Source organism: Nonomuraea sp. NPDC049486, assembly GCF_040676925.1.
Classification (GTDB): Bacteria; Actinomycetota; Actinomycetes; order Streptosporangiales; family Streptosporangiaceae; genus Nonomuraea; species Nonomuraea ferruginea.
The window spans coordinates 331,398-349,623 of the sequence record NZ_JBFAPV010000002.1; the positions used below are offsets into that span (position 1 = coordinate 331,398).

At 72.5% G+C, this 18,226-nt stretch carries 14 protein-coding genes; 6 read left to right on the forward strand and 8 right to left on the reverse strand.

What is annotated here, in order from left to right:
• The first annotated feature begins 46 nt into the window (after window positions 1-46).
• Window positions 47-2,032, forward strand: coding sequence for a hypothetical protein (locus AB0K05_RS06470; RefSeq protein WP_364227182.1), 1,986 nt, complete (start codon window positions 47-49; stop codon window positions 2,030-2,032).
• Between the two features lie 323 nt (window positions 2,033-2,355).
• Here the strand turns inward: AB0K05_RS06470 and AB0K05_RS06475 are convergent, their stop codons facing one another.
• On the reverse strand, window positions 2,356-3,417 hold the full coding sequence (locus AB0K05_RS06475; RefSeq protein ID WP_364227184.1) for an SDR family oxidoreductase: 1,062 nt from the start codon (window positions 3,415-3,417) through the stop codon (window positions 2,356-2,358).
• Window positions 3,418-3,616: 199 nt separating this feature from the next.
• Between AB0K05_RS06475 and AB0K05_RS06480 the strand changes: the two genes are divergently transcribed.
• Window positions 3,617-4,513 carry a LysR family transcriptional regulator gene (locus AB0K05_RS06480; protein ID WP_364227186.1) on the forward strand — a complete coding sequence of 299 codons (897 nt, stop codon included), beginning with the start codon at window positions 3,617-3,619 and terminating at the stop codon, window positions 4,511-4,513.
• A gap of 38 nt (window positions 4,514-4,551) precedes the next feature.
• Window positions 4,552-5,175, forward strand: a complete 624-nt coding sequence (locus tag AB0K05_RS06485) for an MBL fold metallo-hydrolase (RefSeq protein WP_364227189.1) — start codon at window positions 4,552-4,554, stop codon at window positions 5,173-5,175.
• A 50-nt stretch (window positions 5,176-5,225) separates the two neighbouring features.
• Here the strand turns inward: AB0K05_RS06485 and ileS are convergent, their stop codons facing one another.
• Window positions 5,226-8,375, reverse strand: a complete 3,150-nt coding sequence (ileS, locus tag AB0K05_RS06490; protein ID WP_364227192.1) for an isoleucine--tRNA ligase — start codon at window positions 8,373-8,375, stop codon at window positions 5,226-5,228.
• A gap of 467 nt (window positions 8,376-8,842) precedes the next feature.
• Here ileS and AB0K05_RS06495 point away from each other — a divergent pair, with 467 nt between their 5' ends.
• Genes AB0K05_RS06495 through AB0K05_RS06505 form a run of 3 tightly spaced genes read left to right on the forward strand, consistent with a single transcriptional unit; the run spans window position 8,843 to window position 10,714 of the window.
• Window positions 8,843-9,244: a TraR/DksA C4-type zinc finger protein gene (locus AB0K05_RS06495; protein ID WP_148032663.1), complete on the forward strand. Its 402-nt coding sequence runs from the start codon at window positions 8,843-8,845 to the stop codon at window positions 9,242-9,244.
• A gap of 56 nt (window positions 9,245-9,300) precedes the next feature.
• Window positions 9,301-9,801 carry a signal peptidase II gene (locus AB0K05_RS06500; protein ID WP_261808873.1) on the forward strand — a complete coding sequence of 167 codons (501 nt, stop codon included), beginning with the start codon at window positions 9,301-9,303 and terminating at the stop codon, window positions 9,799-9,801.
• A complete protein-coding gene (locus AB0K05_RS06505) occupies window positions 9,785-10,714 on the forward strand; it encodes an RluA family pseudouridine synthase (protein ID WP_219543423.1) in 930 nt (309 codons plus the stop codon). The genes AB0K05_RS06500 and AB0K05_RS06505 overlap by 17 nt, the downstream gene beginning before the upstream one ends.
• Window positions 10,715-10,718: 4 nt before the next feature.
• Here the strand turns inward: AB0K05_RS06505 and AB0K05_RS06510 are convergent, their stop codons facing one another.
• Genes AB0K05_RS06510 through AB0K05_RS06535 form a run of 6 tightly spaced genes read right to left on the reverse strand, consistent with a single transcriptional unit; the run spans window position 10,719 to window position 17,753 of the window.
• Window positions 10,719-12,095, reverse strand: coding sequence for a serine/threonine-protein kinase (locus AB0K05_RS06510; protein ID WP_364227197.1), 1,377 nt, complete (start codon window positions 12,093-12,095; stop codon window positions 10,719-10,721).
• Between the two features lie 9 nt (window positions 12,096-12,104).
• Window positions 12,105-12,419 carry an AzlD domain-containing protein gene (locus AB0K05_RS06515; protein ID WP_271279063.1) on the reverse strand — a complete coding sequence of 105 codons (315 nt, stop codon included), beginning with the start codon at window positions 12,417-12,419 and terminating at the stop codon, window positions 12,105-12,107.
• Entirely contained in the window at window positions 12,416-13,078 is a 663-nt protein-coding gene (locus AB0K05_RS06520; protein ID WP_148032658.1) for an AzlC family ABC transporter permease, read from the reverse strand. The genes AB0K05_RS06515 and AB0K05_RS06520 overlap by 4 nt, the downstream gene beginning before the upstream one ends.
• A gap of 25 nt (window positions 13,079-13,103) precedes the next feature.
• Window positions 13,104-13,943, reverse strand: a complete 840-nt coding sequence (locus AB0K05_RS06525) for an AraC family transcriptional regulator (protein WP_271279064.1) — start codon at window positions 13,941-13,943, stop codon at window positions 13,104-13,106.
• The gene (locus tag AB0K05_RS06530) at window positions 13,940-15,949 is read right to left on the reverse strand and encodes a protein kinase (RefSeq protein WP_364227202.1); all 2,010 of its coding nucleotides are present in this window, start codon (window positions 15,947-15,949) and stop codon (window positions 13,940-13,942) included. Before AB0K05_RS06530 ends, AB0K05_RS06525 begins: the two co-directional genes overlap by 4 nt.
• 10 nt (window positions 15,950-15,959) lie before the next feature.
• Complete coding sequence (locus AB0K05_RS06535) at window positions 15,960-17,753, reverse strand: protein kinase (RefSeq protein WP_364227205.1); 1,794 nt, start codon at window positions 17,751-17,753, stop codon at window positions 15,960-15,962.
• Window positions 17,754-18,226 lie beyond the last annotated feature (473 nt).

The following is an 18,226-nucleotide window of genomic DNA, read 5'->3' on the forward strand; positions in this document are numbered from 1 at the left end:
AGAGCCCCTAGTGATCCTTATCAGTGCTGGTTTGGTGCTCGCGGCAGTGATTCTGCTGATCGCGGGCTTCGTACTGGCAAAGCCGTTCCTGATCATGTGGTCCATCGTGGTCAGCGTGCTGTCCGCGCTGTTCCTCGTGATCGGAGCGCTGCTGCGGCGTCACGAGCTGTTTCCCGGTGGTGGGCAGGCCGCGATGCCGGCCACCCCTCCTCCGCCGGCAGGGCTCGTGCCTCCCGGCGTCCCGCCGTACGCCCAGACCGGCCCCATGGGCGCGCCGCCGTCCCGTCCGCAGCCCTACCCGCGGACGGCGACCGTGCCGTCGCCCGCGCCCGGCGTCCCCACGCCGCACCGGCCCGCGGCCGGGGGGATCTCCCCCGACGCGATCGTGCTGGTGATCCCCGGGCGCAAGCGATACCACGTCCGAGGCTGCCGCCAGTTGGCCGGACGGGATCACGAGGAGCTCACCTACGAGGAGGCTCGCGAAGAGGGCTTCACGCCCTGCACCGCCTGCCTGCCCGACGCCGCGCTCGGCGGGCGGCAACTGCCCCCCGCCGACGACTCGGCGCCCGCGGTCCCCGCTGAGAGCCTCGCCGACCCCTCCGAGCCGACCCGCGACCTTCGGCCGCCGGTGCTTCCGCCGGAGCCCGCCACCCCCGCTCAGGAGTCCGCCGCCTCGCCCGCCGAAGCGGGCTGGTTCGGCCGCACCACCGAGGACGCGCCGCCGCCCGCGGGCAAGGGCGAGCCGTCCGCCGCCGCGCCGGAGCCTGAGGGTTCCCGTCCCGGCGCCCCCACCGCCGAGCAGACCCGCCCGGTCCAGCAGCGCGGCCGCCCGTCCGGAGATCGTCCTTCCGGTCCGTCTGCGGAGAGCCGCTCGTCCGGAGGTCGTCCTTCTGGTCCGTCCGCGGAGAGCCGCTCGTCCGAGGGTCGTCCTTCTGGTCCGTCTGCGGAGAGCCGCTCGTCCAGGCAGGACCGTCCGGAGCGCGACGACCCGGAGCCCGGGCGCGGTTCCCGGTCCCCGCACGAGCCGGGTCGTCCGGCGTCGGGATCCGGCTCATCGCCGCAAGGGCCCGGTCGTGGTGCCCAGGGCGCGGGCCGGCCGTCTCAGGAGCAGGGCAAGCGTCCGTACGCGGCTTCCGCACGGGCGGACGAGCCGGACTCCGGGCCTGACACCCGCCCGCAACCCCGCGTGACCGCCGCCGGCACGCCAGTGCCTCCCGCGCCCGCGTCGGGTACCCGTGAGGGCTCGGGTGATCGGCCCGCACAGGGGAAGCCCTCCGGTACGGGGGATCCCGCCACGGGCGGCACCCCGTCGGCGAGAGGGGACCAGGCCACACCCCGTGAGGAGAAGTCCGGGAGCGGTGGCTCTGTGAAGGGTGATCGGGCTGCGTCTCCTAAGTCAGGGAGCGGTGCCTCGTCTGTGACCGGTGCCGGCCGGGATGATCGGGCCGCGTCTCGGGAGGAGAAGCCTGGTGCCTCGGCTGTGGGTAGTTCCGCCAAGGGTGATCGGGGGGCGTCTCGGGACGACGCGGGTGAGAAGGGCGTGTCACGTGAGAAGGGCGGAGGCGACTCGTCCGTAGCGGGTTCCTCCGAGGGGGAGTCGGCTTCCGCGACGGAGAAGACTGTCAGGACGCGTTCCCTGTTCGAGCCCGCGTCCCCGGCTGGGGCGCAGCGGCCGCCGTCGTCGGCCGAGTCCGCCAAGGCCCAGGGGCCGTTGCCCAAGGGCGCCGCTTCTCGTGACACCCGTCCGTCCGAAGACAAGGCGGAGAACGGCAGGACCGCGCCAGGTGACAGTTCGGACGTCGACGATGCGCGCGACCAAGAGCCTGCCGAGGCGGCGAACGGTGACAGCGGGGCCAAGGGGTCCGGCACGGTCAAGGTCATCGTCGGCACCCGCCGCTACCACAGCACCGCCTGCCCGCTGATCAAGGGGGCGGGTGACTCGGGTGTGGAGACCATGACCCGCAACCAGGCGGAGGCCGCGGGTCTGACCCCCTGCTCCGTCTGCCAGCACGCTCACGAGACCGTCAGCTGACCGTAGGTCATCCCCGCGACAACGGTCCGGACCGCTCCGACGGGGTGCCCCAGAGTGAGTCGGGGCGTTGTCCGCGCAGTGCCCGTGTCGGGGGAGTCCGGACGGCGCGGCGCTGTGCGGGCCTTGAACTGGCAGAGCCGATCCGGCGGGACCGGCTGGCAGAGCCGATCCGGCGGGACCGGCTGGCTGGGGGTGATCCGGCGGGACCGGTCGGCCGGGGACGATCTGCGGGACAGGTTGGCTCGGGGGAGATCCTGCGCGACCCGTCGGGGGTGATCTGTGGAACCGACTGGCTCAGGGCTGATTCTGCGGGACCTGTCGGGTCAGGGGATGATCTTGCGGGTGCGGAGGTCGGTGAGGATGTCGAGGAACATCTTCTCCGTGTCGACGAACTCGTGGAAGCCGAAGCGGCGGGCCTTGGAGCCGTCGGCGATCACGTCGTAGTCCCAGGAGAAGACGGCGTCGCCGAACGCCCATGAGGACACCTCCTCGTAGGAGTGCGGTTCGAGCCCGTACTTCCCGGTCATCTCACGCCAGAGCGGCTCCTTGTCCGCCATGACCACCTGGAGTGACATGGGCAGCGGATCGGCCACCTCCAGGTCGAAGAAGCGGGCGATCTTCGGCCATATCTCGTTCCAGCGGAAGAGGTCGCCGTTGTTGATGTTGAACGCCTGGTTGGCGCAGCGCGGGTCCGTCGCCGCCCAGACGGTGGCCTTGGCCAGCAGGCCGGCGTCGGTCATCTCCAGCAGCTTGTCGTAGGCGCCCGGGCGGCCGGGGAAGCGCAGGGGCAGGCCGAGTTCCTTGGAGACGGCCGCGTAGACGGCGATCACCATGGCCAGGTTCATCGGGTTGCCCAGGGCGAATCCGCACACGACCGACGGGCGGAGCGCGCTCCACGTCCAGCCCGCCCCTCGCTGCCGCCTCTCCAGGAACGCCTGCTGGTCGACGTTGAACTCCGGCGGCATGTGGCCCGGGTCGGACTCGCGGGCCGGGGTCTTGAAGGGACCCAGGTGCGCCCCGTACACCTTGTAGCCCTGCATGAGGCTGACATGGGTCAGACCGGGCGCCACCGGCTCGATCGCGTCGACCACGTTGACCAGCATCGCCAGGTTGGGCGGCACGAGTTCGGCCCACGTCGGGCGGTCCTGGTAGGCGGCGTAGAAGACGTGGGTCACCTCGGTGATCCCGCTGAGCTTCTTGGCGGTGTCGTCCCGGTCGAGCAGGTCGACGGAGACCTGGCGGACCCGGCCGGTGGTCTCGCCACCGCGACGCGAGAGCCCGATCACCTCCCAGTCGCCGAGGGCGTCGAGGTGCTCGACCAGGTTGCGGCCGATCACCCCTTGGGCGCCGACGACGAGGGCGACCTTCCGCTGGACGCTGTTCATCTTTTCTCCTCTTCATGATGGTGTCGCCGCCCTTGGCGGCCTTTCGGAGCAGCGGCCCCAGGCCGTGCTCGCGCTGGGTGTGAGCCGGCCGCCGCGTCGGTGCCGTCATGGGCCCATTCCGCCTGTCCGGTACAAGTCTGGGGCGAGTGTCCTCTATAGGGCCAACTCATAGTTTCTATCGTCCTGATAAGTTCTGTGCATGATCAGCTTGCGGCAGCTCGAATACCTGGTCACGGTCGTGGACGAAGGGTCCTTCACCCGCGCCGCCGAACTCCTGCACGTCACGCAGCCCGCCCTGTCCCACCAGGTGCAGGCGCTGGAGCGGGCGATCGGGGCCGCGCTGCTCGAAAGGTCGCCGCGCGGCGTCACCCTCACCCCGGCCGGGCGTGCCATGCTGCCCCACGCGCGGGCCGCGCTGGCCGACGCGGCCGGTGCGGTGTCCGCGGTGCGCCGGGCCGCGGGGCTCAGCGCGGGTGAGCTGCGGCTGGCGGCCGTCTACTCGGTCAGCCTGGGCGTGCTGCCCGCCGCGCTGCGGGTCTGGAGCCGCCGCCATCCGGGCGTCGACGTGCGGCTGTTCGAGCACCGGCACGCCGACGAGCTCGCCCAGGCGATGGCCGGCGGGCAGGCCGACCTGGCCATCGGCCCCCGCCCGCACGGCTGGGCCGGGCCGGTGCACACCCTCGGCGAGGAGGAGTTCGTCATCGCCGTCTCACGGGACGACCCGCTGGCCGGCCGGCAGGCGGCCGAGGCCCGCCTGGAGGAGTTGCGGGAGCGGCGCTGGGTCCACTACGCGCCCGGCAACGGCCTCGCCGACATCCTCGACCGCGCCTGCGCCGCGGCGGGTTTCCAGCCGAAGATCGCCGTCAGGGCCGAGCAGACGGCGTCCGCGCCGATCCTGGCCGCCGCGGGGCTCGGGCCCGCGCTGATCCCCGCCGATGTGGTGCCGGCCGGCTACGACGGCCACACGCTCAAGCCGGTGCCCCGGGTTACTCGCGAGCTCACCGCCTACACCCGCGCCGCTCCCGACGCCCTCTGCGCCGCCTTCCTCGACCTGCTGCTCGACACCACGCGCGAGCGGCTGGCCCGCCCCTGGTAGCGGACGCGACCAGGGTGAAAGGGCGGCAGGATGGGTCGATGAGGATCACCAAGTACGGTCACGCCTGCGTACGGCTGGAGAAGGGCTCCCGGGCCCTGGTCATCGACCCGGGGGTGATGACGCCCGAGCCCGAGGCGCTGGAGGGCGCCGAGGCGGTGCTGATCACGCACGAGCACTTCGACCATTTCGCCCCCGAGCGGCTGCGTGAGCGTCCCGACCTGCCCGTGTACACCTGTCCGGGGGTGGCGCGGCACCTGACGGAGCTCGGGGACCGGGTGCGGGTGGTCAAGGACGGCGACGTGCTGGACGTGGCCGGGTTCCGGGTGGCGGTCCTGGGGGAGAAGCACCACGTCAGCCATCCCGACGTGCCGCCGGTCGACAACGTGGGGTTCCTGGTGGACGGGGAGGTGTTCCACCCGGGCGACGCGCTGACCGTCGTGGAGGTGCCGACGCTGCTGGTGCCGGGCCAGGCGCCGTGGATGACGGTGCCCGACCTGATCCGCTACCTGCGGGCGGTCAAGCCGCGGCGCGCGTACGCGATCCACGACGGGCTGCTCAACGAGTGGGGCCTCAAGGTCCTCGACGGCGTGCTCGCCGGCGAGGGGGAGCGGGCCGCCGCCGAGTTCCGGCGGCTGCCCGTCGGCGGCTCCGCCGAGATTTGACGCGCCCGGCGGGGAAGGACACCTTCCCCGCCGGACTGGGTCCTGCACCGTCAGGCGCGGCGGAGCTGGAAGGTGAGGCCGAGATCGGCGTCGGTGTGCTCCGGAAGGCCCGGCTCGTCGCCTTCCGTCACCGACGTGGCCAGCACCTCGTCGGCGACGACCTGGGAGCCCGCGCGCAGCGCCTCGGCCAGGTCGGGGTCGGACGAGCGCCACCAGAGGGAGATCCGGTCGGTGATCGACAGGCCCGTCGCCTTGCGGGCCTCCTGCACCAGGCGGATCACCTCGCGCAGCAGCCCGGCCCGGCGCAGCTCGTCGGTCAGCTCCAGGTCGAGCGCCACCGTCTCGCCGGTGCCGGTGTCGAACGCGCCGGTCTCCACCGCCCACCCGGAGCGCGGCTGCTCGGTGACGATCACCTCGTCCGGGCCGAGCGTCACCTCGCCCAGCTCGCCCGCCGCCAGCGTCACGGTCGCGCCGGAGCGGAGCGTGCGCGCCACCGACGCGGCGTCGGCGGCGCCGACCGCGGCGGCCACCAGCTTGGTCCGCGACCCGAACCGCTTGCCCAGCGCCCGGAAATTCGGCTTGACCGTGTAGGAGACCAGGTCGGCGCTGAAGCCCGACATGTCCTCCAGCGCCTGGACGTTCAGCTCGTCCGCGACCAGGCCGCGCAGCTCACCCGGCAGCGCCGGCCAGCCGTGCGCCCCCACCAGGGCGCGGCGCAGCGGCTGGCGGGTCTTCACGCCGGAGGAGGCGCGGGCCGAGCGGCCCAGCTCCACCAGCCGCCGCACCAGCGCCATCTGCTCCGACAGCGCCGGGTTCAGCAGTTCCTCGCGCACCGCCGGCCAGGAGGTCAGGTGGACCGAGGACGGCTGGTCCTCGGCGCGCAGGACGTCCCACAGGTAGTCGGTGACGAACGGCGTGAGCGGCGACATCAGCCGGGTCACCGTCTCCAGGCACTCGTACAGGGTGGCGAAGGCCTCCCGCGACCCCTGCCAGAACCGGCGGCGCGAGCGGCGCACGTACCAGTTGGACAGGTCGTCGAGGAAGTCGGCCAGCCTGCGCCCGGCCCGCTGCGTGTCGTACACGTCGAGCGCGGCCGTCACCTCGGCGACCGTGCGGTGCAACTCGGCCAGCGCCCACCGGTCGAGCAGCGGCCGCTCGGCCGCGGGCGGCGCCGAGGCCAGATCGGCCGGCGACCACTCCTCGGCGTTGGCGTAGAGCGTGAAGAAGGAGGCGGTGTTCCAGTAGGTCAGCAGGACCTTGCGGACGATCTCCTCCAGCGCGCCGTGCCCCACCCGGCGGGCCGACCAGGGCGAGCCCGCGCAGGCCATGAACCAGCGCAGCGCGTCGGCGCCGTGCTGGTCCATCAGCGGCATCGGCTCCAGCACGTTGCCGAGGTGCTTGCTCATCTTGCGGCCGTCCTCGGCCAGGATGAGCCCGAGGCAGAGCACGTTCTCGTACGAGGACTGCCCGAACACGAGCGTGCCCACGGCCATCAGCGAGTAGAACCAGCCGCGCGTCTGGTCGGTCGCCTCGCAGATGAACTGCGCCGGGTAGACGCCCTCGGGCTTGCCCGCCTCGCCCCACTGGGCGAACGGCATCGAGCCCGAGTCGTACCAGGCGTCGATCACGTCGGGCACCCGGCGCGCCTCGGCCGAGCAGGACGGGCAGGGGAAGGTCACGTCGTCGACGAACGGCCGGTGCGGGTCGAGCGACGAGAGGTTCCGGCCCGCCAGCTCGCCCAGCTCCGCCAGCGAGCCGACGCAGGTCACGTGGGACTCGTCGGCCGAGCAGACCCAGAGCGGCAGCGGCGTGCCCCAGTAGCGGGAGCGCGACAGCGACCAGTCGACGTTGTTGCGCAGCCACTCGCCGTAGCGGCCCCACTTGATCGTGTCGGGGAACCAGTTGGTCTTGGAGTTCTCCTCCAGCATCTGGTCCTTGACCGCGGTGGTGCGGATGTACCACGACGGCAGCGCGTAGTAGAGCAGCGGCGTGTGGCAGCGCCAGCAGTGGGGGTAGCTGTGGTCGAAGTGGCCGCCGCGGAACAGCAGCCCGCGCTCGCGCAGGTCGTCGGTGAGCCGCTCGTCGGCGTCCTTGAAGAACACCCCGCCCACCATGGGCACGTCGTCCAGGAAGCGCCCGTCGGGGCCGATCGGGTTGACCACCGGCATCGCGTACTTCTTGGTCACCGCCAGGTCGTCGGCGCCGAACGCGGGCGCCTGGTGGACCAGGCCGGTGCCGTCCTCGACGGTCACGTAGTCGCCGAGCACCACGTAGTGGGCGCCGGGGATGTCGACCAGCTCGAACGGGCGCTCGTACGGGGTGCGCTCCAGCTCGCGGCCGGTGAAGCGGGCCACCTCGGTGACGTCGTCGCCCAGCACCGCGGCCAGCAGCGGCTCGGCCACCACCAGCACCTCGCCGTCGCCGGTGCGGGCGGCGACGTAGGTCACGTCGGGGTGGACCGCCACGGCCGTGTTGGACACCAGCGTCCACGGCGTGGTCGTCCAGATGAGCAGCTTGGCGCCCAGCTCGGCCAGCGGCCCTGAGGTGACCGGCATCCGCACGAACACCGACGGGCTGGTCACGGTCTCGTAGCCGCCCGGCTGGCCCAGCTCGTGGTCGGACAGGCCGGTGCCGCAGCGCGGGCAGTAGGGGGTGATCCGGAAGTCGCGGAACAGCAGCCCCTTGTCGAAGATGACCTTGAGCGACCACCAGACGGCCTCGACGTAGTCGGGGTCCATCGTCCGGTAGGCGGTCGACAGGTCGATCCAGTAGCCCATCCGCTCGGTGAGCTGCTCGAACGCGTCGACGTGCCGCAGCACGGACTCGCGGCAGCGGGCGTTGAACTCGGCGATGCCGTAGGACTCGATGTCACGCTTGCCGGAGAGGCCGAGCTCCTTCTCCACGCCGACCTCGACCGGCAGGCCGTGGCAGTCCCAGCCGGCCTTGCGCGGCACGCTGAAGCCGCGCATCGACTTGTAGCGGGGGAAGATGTCCTTGAAGACGCGGGCCTCGACGTGGTGGACACCGGGCAGGCCGTTGGCGGTGGGCGGGCCCTCGTAGAACACCCACGCGGGGTTGCCCTCGTTCTGCTGGACGGAGCGCTCGAAGATCTTCCCATCGCGCCAGCGGTCCAGGACCTCACGCTCAAGCGCGGGCAGGTCGACCTGCGCGGGAAGGGAGCGGAACGGTGGCGAAGACATGTCGGGCGGGACCTCCACGCGTCTCTGATCTGCAGACAGGTTGCGTGAAGGGACGAGGCCGACACGGCCCCGCGGTACCACCCTTCTTGGCCTCACACTCGGTGAGACCCTCTTCTTTCTGGCTGCTGCCGGGTCTAGTGAGCTCGATCGAGCCGTTCTTCCGGCGGCTCCGGGGTGATGCCCCTCGCGAGAGGGCCCCATCAACGCCTTGCAGGTTCACACCATAACGCAGAGCGGAGACGGAAGCTTCCGGGTTTCGAGGCTGCGCACCAGGCAAGGGGGAGAAGTCCTGGAAGTGACAAATTTGTGGGAATGGAGTCGCCTGGGCAGGAGTTAGAAGGGCGAGGCGGGATAGTACGGGAGGGGTAATCCGTCCGGCGGGTCGTTTGCCGTTCCGTTATGAGGAACCTAGGCTGCCCGCACCAATCACGGCCTTGACCAGCCCGAGATCGGCATCGCCCAACAGCATGGAGGCAACCATGGCGGCAGTCACGCAGACCGCGACCCCGTCGATGTGGTCGGACGAGGAGCTGGCCGAGGTACGCGGCAGCCTGCGAACCGAGATAGACGAGCTGAACGCGGACATCCTGCGCCACGAGAGCGAGATCGCGTCCGGAGACGTCACCCAGGGCGCCGGCGACGATACGGCGGACGCCGGCGCCAAGACGTATGAGCGGGAACGCGAGATCGCCCTTACCCTGAATGCACGCGACCTGGTCGCGCAGAACGAACGTGCGATCGCCAGGATCGACGCAGGGACCTATGGAGTGTGCGAATCGTGCCACAAGCCGATCGGCAAGGAACGCCTTCAGGCGTTCCCGAGGGCGACGCTGTGCGTGACGTGCAAGCAGAGGGAGGAACGCCGGTAGCGGCGGGCGGACGGCGGGGCCGGGTCCTCGCCGTCCTCACCTCCCTCGCGGTCGTCATCTACGTGGCCGACCTCGTCACCAAGACCGTGGTGCTGGAGGCGCTGGAGGGGGAGCCGCCGCTGGTGGTGATCCCCGGCGTCCTCCAGTTCAGGGTGATCTTCAACTCCGGAGCCGCCTTCAGCATCGGCACCGGGATGACGTTCATCTTCACCCTGATCGCCGCCGGTGTGGTCGCCGCCATCATCCGCACCGCGCGCAAGCTGGTGAGCATGCCGTGGGCGATCACGCTGGGGCTGCTGCTCGGCGGGGCGCTCGGCAACCTCACCGACCGGCTGCTGCGCTACCCGTCCGGCTTCGGCCGGCCGACCCAGCTGCAGGGGCACGTGGTCGACTTCGTCGAGGTGCTGCCGGGCAACTTCCCGGTCATCGACTACTTCCCGGTGTTCAACGTGGCCGACTCGGCCATCGTGTGCGGCGGCATCCTGGCGGTGATCCTGGCCTGGCGCGGCTACCAGATCGACGGAACGAGGGAGGGCAAGAGTGGCCGAGCAGCGTAGCCTGCCCGTGCCCGACGGGCTGGAGGGAGAGCGGCTCGACGCCGCGCTCTCCCGGCTGTTCGGATTCTCGCGCACCCGCGCGGCCGAGCTGATCGCCGCCGGGGAGGTGATGGTCGACGGCAGGCAACCGGCCAAGTCCGACCGCGTGCGCGGCGGATCCTGGCTGGACGTGACGCTCCCGCCGCCGGTCGTCACGCCGATGCCGGTCGCCGAGCCGGTGCCCGGCATGCGGGTGGTCTACGAGGACGACGACATCATCGTGGTCAACAAGCCCATCGGGGTGGCCGCCCACCCGACCGTCGGCTGGACCGGCCCCACTGTGATCGGCGGGCTGCTCGGCGCCGGCCACACGATCGCCACCAGCGGCGCCGCCGAGCGGCAGGGCATCGTGCACCGGCTCGACGCCAACACCACGGGCGCGATGGCCGTCGCCAAGAGCGAGCACGCCTACTCCCACCTCAAGCGCGCCTTCAAGGAGCGCACCGTCGACAAGCGCTACCACGCGCTGGTGCAGGGCCACCCCGACCCGTTCAGGGGCACGGTCGACGCCCCCATCGACCGCCACCCGTCGGGCGACGGCAGGTTCGCGGTGGTCGCGGGCGGCAAGCCGTCCGTCACCCACTACGACACCATCGAGGCGTTCCGGGCGGCGTCGCTGCTCGACATCAACCTGGAGACCGGCCGGACCCACCAGATCCGGGTCCACATGTCCGCGCTGCGTCACCCGTGCGTGGGCGACATGCTGTACGGCGCCGACCCGACGCTCGCCGCCCGGCTGGGCGTCACCCGCCAGTGGCTGCACGCGGTCTCGCTCGCCTTCGAGCACCCGTCGACGGGGGAGTGGATGTCGTTCGGCACCGACTATCCCGAGGACCTGCAGAAGGCGCTGGACCTCGTACGCGCCGAGTCCTGACCGGCTACTCCCAGGCGTGCCAGTGCTCGGCCTGCGCGCCGCCGCCGCGCGACGGCTCCACCTCGCCGGGCCCGTCCTCGTCCGGCTCGGGTTCCGGCTCCGGCTCCGCGGATCGGGTGGGCGCGGCCGACCTGGTGGGCCTCTCCTCGGGCGTGGGGTCGGCCCGCCTCTGGGCGCGGCGGTCGGGGCCGGGGTCCCGGTCGGGGCGCGACGTCTCGTACGTGGCGGGCGGTGAATCGTCACGGCGGGCGTCGGAGCGGCCGGGCGGGTCCCCGGCCTCGCGCCCGTCGCCGTCCTTGGACCCGGTGCTGGGCGGCGGGCCGGAGACGGTCGCGGTCTGCTGCGGCGTGTGCACCACGGCCGGCGGGCCCGACGTCTCGGGCGGCCGGTGCGACCACCACGCCGCGCCGCCTGTGACCAGGGCCGTGACCAGCGCGCCGAGGCCCAGGGCGAGCAGCGGCTGCCTGCGCCTGCCGGGCAGCGTCCGCGCCGCCGGCGCGATCGCCGCCGCGTCGCCGCCGGTCACCTCCGCGATCGGCACCGGCCCGGTCGGCTCCGGCCCGATGCCCCTGATGATCGCGGTCAGCCGTTGCTCCGCCTCGTCCACCGTCATCCGGTCGGCCGGGTTCTTCCGCAACAGCCCCAGCAGCACCGGCCCCAGCACGCCCGCCCGCGACAGCGGGGCGGGCTCGGCGTGCATGACCGCGCCCAGCGTGGCCAGCGCGTTCGACCGGTGGAAAGGCGAATGGCCCTCGACCGCCACGTACAGGGTCACGCCCAGCGACCACAGGTCCGAGGCCGTCTCGGCGGGGCCGCCCGCCGCCCGCTCGGGAGCCATGAAGGCGGGGGTGCCGATCAGGATCCCGGTCCTGGTGACCGGCGCCTCGTCCTCGGTGGTGGCGATGCCGAAATCGGTCAGGACGGCCCTGCCGTCGTCCGTCAGCAGCACGTTGTCCGGCTTGACGTCCCGGTGCAGCACCCCGGCCGCGTGCGCCGCGCGCAGCGCCTCCAGCAGCTGCAGACCGACGTTCGCGGCCTCGGCCGGCCGCATCGGCCCGTTCTCGCGCACCAGCTCGCCCAGCGTCCGCGACCGGACGAGCTGCATGACGATCCACGGGTGCCCGTGCTCCTCCAGCACGTCGTACACGGCGGCCACGCACGGGTGCGCGACCCGGCCGGCCGCGCGCGCCTCCCTGAAGGTGCGCACGGTGAACAGGTCGCGTTCCGGTCCTGTCAGATCGGGGGGCGGGAGGACCTCCTTGACGGCCACGTCCCTGCCGAGCACCTCGTCGTGGGCCTGCCAGACGGTACCCATGCCGCCACGCCCGATCGTCCTGACCAGCCGGTAACGGCCCCCAACAATCCCCACAGAATCGGACATGCGGGGCGACTACCCCAGAAAGACCCGGGCAACCGCTGTCACGGCGGCGGCCGCCGCCAGAACCACCAGGAACGGAGCACGCAGCAGCAACGCGACGACCGCCGCCCCCAGACCGGCCGTGCGGGCCAGGTCGAACGCCAGCGCGCCGTCCTGCGTGAACATCTGCACCCCGATGAGCGCCGCGAGCAGCGCCACCGGCACCAGCTCGGCGAAGCGGCTCACCACCGGGTGGTCGAGCACCTGGCGCGGCGCGGCCAGCCCGGCCAGCTTGAGCGCGTAACACCCCAGGCACACCCCGGCGATCGCCCACCACAGCGCGGTCATCGCAGCATCACCACCAGCACCGCCACGGCCGCCAGCAGCACCGGCACGCCCGGCGGGAAGAACGGAGTCGCCGCCAGCGCGATGGCCATGCCGCCGGCCGCCAGCGCGCGCAGCTCGGCGCGCTCCTTCAGCCGCGGCCACAGGATCGCCAGGAACGTGGCGGGCCCCACCACGTCCAGCCCGAGCATCCCCGGGTCGCCGAGCGAGCTCGTGCCGATCGCCCCGAGCAGCGTTGTCACGTTCCAGCCCACGTAGACCGCGGCGAAGGTGGTGAAGAAGCCCGCCCTGGCCGCCTCGGGGGTCGGCTGGGCCAGGGCGACGGCGGTCGTCTCGTCGATGACCCCCTGCGCGGTGCCCAGCTTGCGTGCTCCGCGCACCCGCAGCACGTCGGCCATGCGCAGCCCGTACAGCGTGTTCCTGGCGCCGAGCAGCAGCGCGCCCGACGCGGCCGAGACCAGGTCGCCGCCCGCCCCCACCGCGCCCGCGAACGCGAACTGCGAGGCGCCCGTGAACGCCAGCAGGCTCAGCACGCACGCCTGCGGCACGGTGAGCCCGGCCGTGACCGCCGCGGCGCCGAAGGCGACCCCGGACAGCCCGACGGCCAGACCCACACCCAGACCGTCCCGGATGGCGGCGGAACGGAGTGTCGTCTGTTCCATGGGATATGAGGATATGCGCAGGTCACTACCGTTTCTTGTACGTTCCTGCGGTGCGTTGATAGGCAGCCGGTGGTACCCCTACCACGCGTTTGAAGTGACGGTTCAGGTGTGCCTGGTCGGTGAAGCCCACCTCGGCGGCCACGTCCGCGGGCCGCACGCCGGCGCGCAGCAGGTGCCGGGCCTGCCGCACCCGCAGCGAGTTCAGGTAGGCGTGCGGCGGCAGCCCGGTCGCCGCCTTGAACGCCCGCAGCAGCGGGAACGGCCGCGCGCCGACCATCCGCGCCAGGTCGTCCAGCGCCGGCGGGTCGGTCAGCCGCTCGTGCAGCACCTCCATCGCCTGCCGCACCGCCCGCCGCCCCTCGGGCGACAGCGTCACCGCCGGGCGCGGCACCGCGTACCGGGCGAGCAGCCGCCCGAACAGCGTGCGGGTCAGCGTGGACGCCGCCAGGTCGTCGCCGCGCTCGGTCGCCTGGTGCGCGCGCGCCATCAGCGCCGCCACCTCGGGGTCGCGCACCACCTGCTCGGGGAAGTACGGAGTGCCCTTCGGCAGGCCCAGCTCGGCCGCCACCTCGCCGACCGCCGCGACCGACGGATAGAGCATCCGGTACGCCCACCCGCCGTCCACACCGGCCTGGCCCGTGTGCACCGAGTCCGGGTTCACCAGGACCACCTCGCCCGCCGCGGCCCGGTGCAGGTCGCCCCGGTACTCGAACTCCTCCACGCCGTCGAGGATGATCCCGATCGCGTACCCCTCGTGCACATGGCGGGAGAAGCGGTGGGTGACGTAGCGGGCCTTGAGCAGGTCCACCTCGGGCACCGTCGGATGACGCCAGAAGCGGGCCCGCTCCTGTGGCCGGCCGCTCATCGCGCCGGCCGGAACGTGGCGGTGAACGTCTCGAAGAAGCGCCTGTCGCGCTCCCAGCGGGCGCCGGTGGTCTCCCAGTAGAGCGCGAACGGGCGGCCGCCGGCGGTGGTGAAACCGCGGTTGATCACGTGGATCGCGGTGCCGTCGCGGGAGCGGGTGAACTCCCAGTCGGCGGCGGGGCGGCCCTGGTACTCGATCGCGCGGATGGCGACGCGTTCGTAGCCGGGGAACTCGCCCTTGCGGAGGATCTCCCGCTCCAGCGCCCGCCAGTGGTCGGCCGGGGTCGCGTGGTCGCCCTCGGGGACGGTCCATTCGACGATCATCACGCCGGGGGTGCCGGGGCCGCTGAAGGTGACGCTGTCGCGCTGCGGGTTCTTGACGGCGCGCCAGCCGCGCGGCACGGCGACCGAGAACCCGCCGGCCGCGTTCCGATACGCCCGCCAACCGGCGGGGACCGGGTTCCCGGTGGGCTCGCCGGTCGCGTTCCCGGTGGGCTCTCCGGTCGCGTTCCCGGTGGGCTCTCCGGTCGTGTTCCCGGTCGGCTCGCCGCTCGCATTCCCGGTGGGCTCGCCCGTCGGCTCCCCTGTACCGCCCGCTGTCGGGTCCCCACCAGGTTCCCGGGTCGGCTGGCGCGGAGGCTCTCCGGACGGCCCGTGGGTGCTCTCCGTCGGCCCGACGGCACCGATGCCCGGTTCGCTCCCCAGCAGATTGACGAGCACCACGCCTCCGCCGCCGACCACCACGAGCGCGGCCACGGCCGCCGCCACCACGACCCACCGCTTCCCGCCCGACCGCCCACCGCCGGTCACCGTCCCATGCGGGGACCTCTGCGGGCCCGTCCCCTGCGGTGGCGTCCCGTACGAGCCAGAGCCTCCGTGAGAGTCGAGCAGGGCGGGACCCCCTCCGCCCGGACCCGAATGCCCGTGCGGGACGCCGGCGTGATGAGGCGCTGGGCCCGCGCCGTGGGGCCCCGAGGCGCCGGCGTGGTGGGGTCCCGAGCCCACGTCGTGAGGGCCCGAGGTTCCGTACGGGGTGCTGGCGTGGTGGGGCGCTGGGCCCGCGCCATGTTGGGCTGCGGGGGCGTGGGGTGCGGGGTCTGCCGGTGGGCTTGCGTATCGGTTGTCGGGGGTGAGGGGTGCCGGTTGCTGGTGGAATGCGCCGTACGGGCTGGGCGGCTGGTGTCCGTGGCCGGGGAAGGGCCGGTCCATGGACGCGGCGTTGAGGAGCTGGGCGGCCTGGCCGGCGGGCAGGCGGGTGCCCGGGTCCCGCTGGAGCCAGCCCATGATCACCGGTGTCAGCGCCCCGGCCCGGCGGGGCGGCTCGACCGCGTCGCGGAGCACCGCCGCCACCGTCGCCGCCCACGAGTCGCGCCGGAACGGCGGCCCGCCCTCCACCGCCGCGTACAGGGTCGCACCCAGCGACCACAGGTCGGACTCGGGCCTGGCGGGCTCGCCGTTCAGCCGCTCGGGAGGCATGTACGCGGGCGTGCCCACGAGGCTGCCGGTCGCCGTCAGCCCCGCCTCGGACTCCATGGTGGCGATGCCGAAGTCCGTCAGCACCACCCGCCCGTCGTCGGCCAGCAGCACGTTCTCCGGCTTGACGTCGCGGTGCAGCACCCCGGTCGCGTGCGCGGCGCGGAGCGCGTCGAGCACCCGCGCGCCGATCGCCGCAGCCCGCGCCACCGGCAGCGGCCCGTCCGCGCGGATCGCCTCCGCCAGGGAGCGGGAACGGACGAGCTGCATGACGATCCACGGCCGCCCGTCCTCCTCGACGACGTCGTGGATGACCACCACCGACGGGTGGTCCAGACGGCCCGCGGCCCTGGCCTCGCGGATGGTCCTGCGGTTGAGCTCGGCCCGCTGCCGCTCGCCGACCCCGCTGTAGCGGACCTCCTTGATCGCGACCGTACGGTCGAGCAGCTCGTCGTAGGCACGCCACACCACGCCCATGCCGCCCTCACCGAGCGGCTCGACGAGGCGGTAGCGATTGCCGACCTGCCTGTCCACGCGGGGCAGCCTACTGGTCGGGTTTGAAGGTCGCGCAGAACGTCTCGAAGAAGTGGTAGTCCTTCTTCCAGCGACTTGCGAGGTTGTGCCAGTAGATGGCGTAACCACGGCCGTTGTCGGTGATGAATCCCCGGTTGCGCACCCTCGTCTTGCCGGTGTTGGTGTTCCAGGTGAAGTCCCAGTCGGCGGCGGCCTTCTGGTAGTCGACCGCCTTGATGTCGATCAGCTGGTAGCCGCCGAACCCGTACTTGGCCGTCTTCTCCTGCTTCCGCCAGTCCTTGACCGGGTCGCTGCCGGGCTTAGAGGCCCGGTCGACCGACACGAACGCGTTGGAGCCCGCGCCGGGCCCGCGGAAGAACACCTGGGAACCCTCACGCTTGTAGACGTCCCAGCCCTTGGGCAGCCCTATGGTGAAGTCGAGCTGCTTGTCCTTGTACCACTTCCAGCCCGAGGGCAGGGTGGCGGCCTGTGCCGTCTCCTCCTCGGTGGGCGTGGGGGAGGGCGTGGCCGACGGGGACTCGCTGACCGTGGGGGAAGGGCTCGACGACGGCTCGGCCGCGTCCGTGGTCGCCGCGCCGGTCGGCTCGGAGGTGGCGGCGGTGCTGGCCGCCGTCGTAGGTCCGGGGCCGCCGGACGGGTCCTCCGGGGTGGCCCGCAGGCCGAGGTAGCCGCCGACGCCCGCGACCAGGAGCACGGCCGTCACGGCCGCGATCACCGGCAGCGCCTGGCGCCTGCCGGCCGAGTCGGCGTTCATCGTGGACTCGGCGTCGTGAGGCGGCGTCGGTGGGTGCTCGGTCGCCGGCGTGATCCGCGCGCCGGTCTCGGGCGGCGGCGCCACGGAGGGCCGGGGCGCGGGCTTGGACACCGGCTGAGGAGCGGGACGGGGCGGGGGCACCGGCATCAGGTTGGGGTCGGTCGGCATGTCGTCCTCGACCGGCGGCACCTTCGGCATCTTCGCCGTCCGCACGGCCGGTGGCTCGCTCGACGCGGCGATCGTCTGCCGCAGCAGCCGCTCCGTCTCCTCGTACATGAGCCGCTGCACCGGCTCCTTGGCCAGCAGCCCGTCGATCACCGGCGCCAGCGGCCCGGCGTGCGTGGCCGGGTCGGGCTCGTCGGTGAGCACGGCGTGCATGGTGGCCAGGGCGTTGCCGCGTTCGTGCGGCGAGCGGCCCTCGACGGCGGTGTAGAGCGTCGCGCCCAGCGCCCACAGGTCGGACTCGCGCCGCGCGGGCAGCCCTTTCAGCCGCTCGGGGGCGATGAACGCCGGCGTGCCGGCCAGGCCGGTCACCGTCAGCTGCGTCTCGGTCTCCAGCGTGGCGATGCCGAAGTCGGTCAGCACCACGCGGCCGTCGTCGGCCAGCAGGACGTTCTCCGGTTTGACGTCGCGGTGGAGCACCCCCGCCTCGTGGGCGCGGTGCAGCGCGTCGAGCACCGCCAGGCCGATCTCGGCCACCCGCTTGGGAGGGAGCGGCCCGTCGTTCTTGATCACGGCGCCGAGCGACCGTGACTGCACGAGCTGCATGACGATCCAGGGCCGGCCGTCCTCCTCGATCACGTCGTGCACGACGATCACGTTGGGATGCTCGAACCTGGCCGCGGCCCGCGCCTCACGCATCGTGCGCCGGTTCAGCAGTTGCACCTCGTCGCCCAGAGCGGCCGCGTATCTGACCTCCTTGACCGCGACGGTGCGGTCGAGCAGTTCGTCATGGGCTCGCCACACGATGCCCATGCCACCCTTGCCAATGGGTTCTTGCAGGTGGTAACGACCGGCGATGCGGCGTCCGCCCGGCTTGTGATCCGACATCAACGGCCTCAAACCCTCCCTCTAGGCCAAGAAATACTCCCATAGCCGGGGATCAACGGCGACTCGCCGCGAGGACAGTCCGCTATTCGAGAAGCCCGTCCCACTAGGTGGAGTGAGCCGTGTAAAGTGCGAACATGACTCGTCGCTACGTGTTTACCGAGCCGGCTCCGGGAGGGCCGGTCGTCAGCTAGCGACCACCTGGAGCCGGCAACAAAGGCAGAGACGCCTCGTCTCTGCCTTTTCACGTTCTTTGCCGGCTCCCGGTGAGCCGGCCGAGTGGGGAGCCGAGATGTCATCGACCTTGGAACGCCACGTGGTCCCGCTGGGCGGCCATCCCGTGGGCGAAGGGCCCGCCGTGGTGATCAGTGACCGGGTGAGCCTGCGCGAGCCTGACGCGGTGCTGCCCGCCGCCGTCACGCTCGCCGAGCCCGCGAGCGCCGCCGACCTGCCCGCCATCGCGGCCAGCGCGCAGG

Coding starts and splice junctions, on each gene's coding strand:
- AB0K05_RS06515 (WP_271279063.1), bottom strand. CDS start 12,419: ATGACCGCGCTGTGGTGGGCGATCGCCGGGGTGTGCCTGGGGTGTTAC.
- AB0K05_RS06525 (WP_271279064.1), bottom strand. CDS start 13,943: ATGAGCGGCCGGCCACAGGAGCGGGCCCGCTTCTGGCGTCATCCGACG.
- AB0K05_RS06495 (WP_148032663.1), top strand. CDS start 8,843: ATGGAGGCAACCATGGCGGCAGTCACGCAGACCGCGACCCCGTCGATG.
- AB0K05_RS06475 (WP_364227184.1), bottom strand. CDS start 3,417: ATGAACAGCGTCCAGCGGAAGGTCGCCCTCGTCGTCGGCGCCCAAGGG.
- AB0K05_RS06535 (WP_364227205.1), bottom strand. CDS start 17,753: ATGTCGGATCACAAGCCGGGCGGACGCCGCATCGCCGGTCGTTACCAC.
- AB0K05_RS06520 (WP_148032658.1), bottom strand. CDS start 13,078: ATGGAACAGACGACACTCCGTTCCGCCGCCATCCGGGACGGTCTGGGT.
- AB0K05_RS06480 (WP_364227186.1), top strand. CDS start 3,617: ATGATCAGCTTGCGGCAGCTCGAATACCTGGTCACGGTCGTGGACGAA.
- ileS (WP_364227192.1), bottom strand. CDS start 8,375: ATGTCTTCGCCACCGTTCCGCTCCCTTCCCGCGCAGGTCGACCTGCCC.
- AB0K05_RS06485 (WP_364227189.1), top strand. CDS start 4,552: ATGAGGATCACCAAGTACGGTCACGCCTGCGTACGGCTGGAGAAGGGC.
- AB0K05_RS06510 (WP_364227197.1), bottom strand. CDS start 12,095: ATGTCCGATTCTGTGGGGATTGTTGGGGGCCGTTACCGGCTGGTCAGG.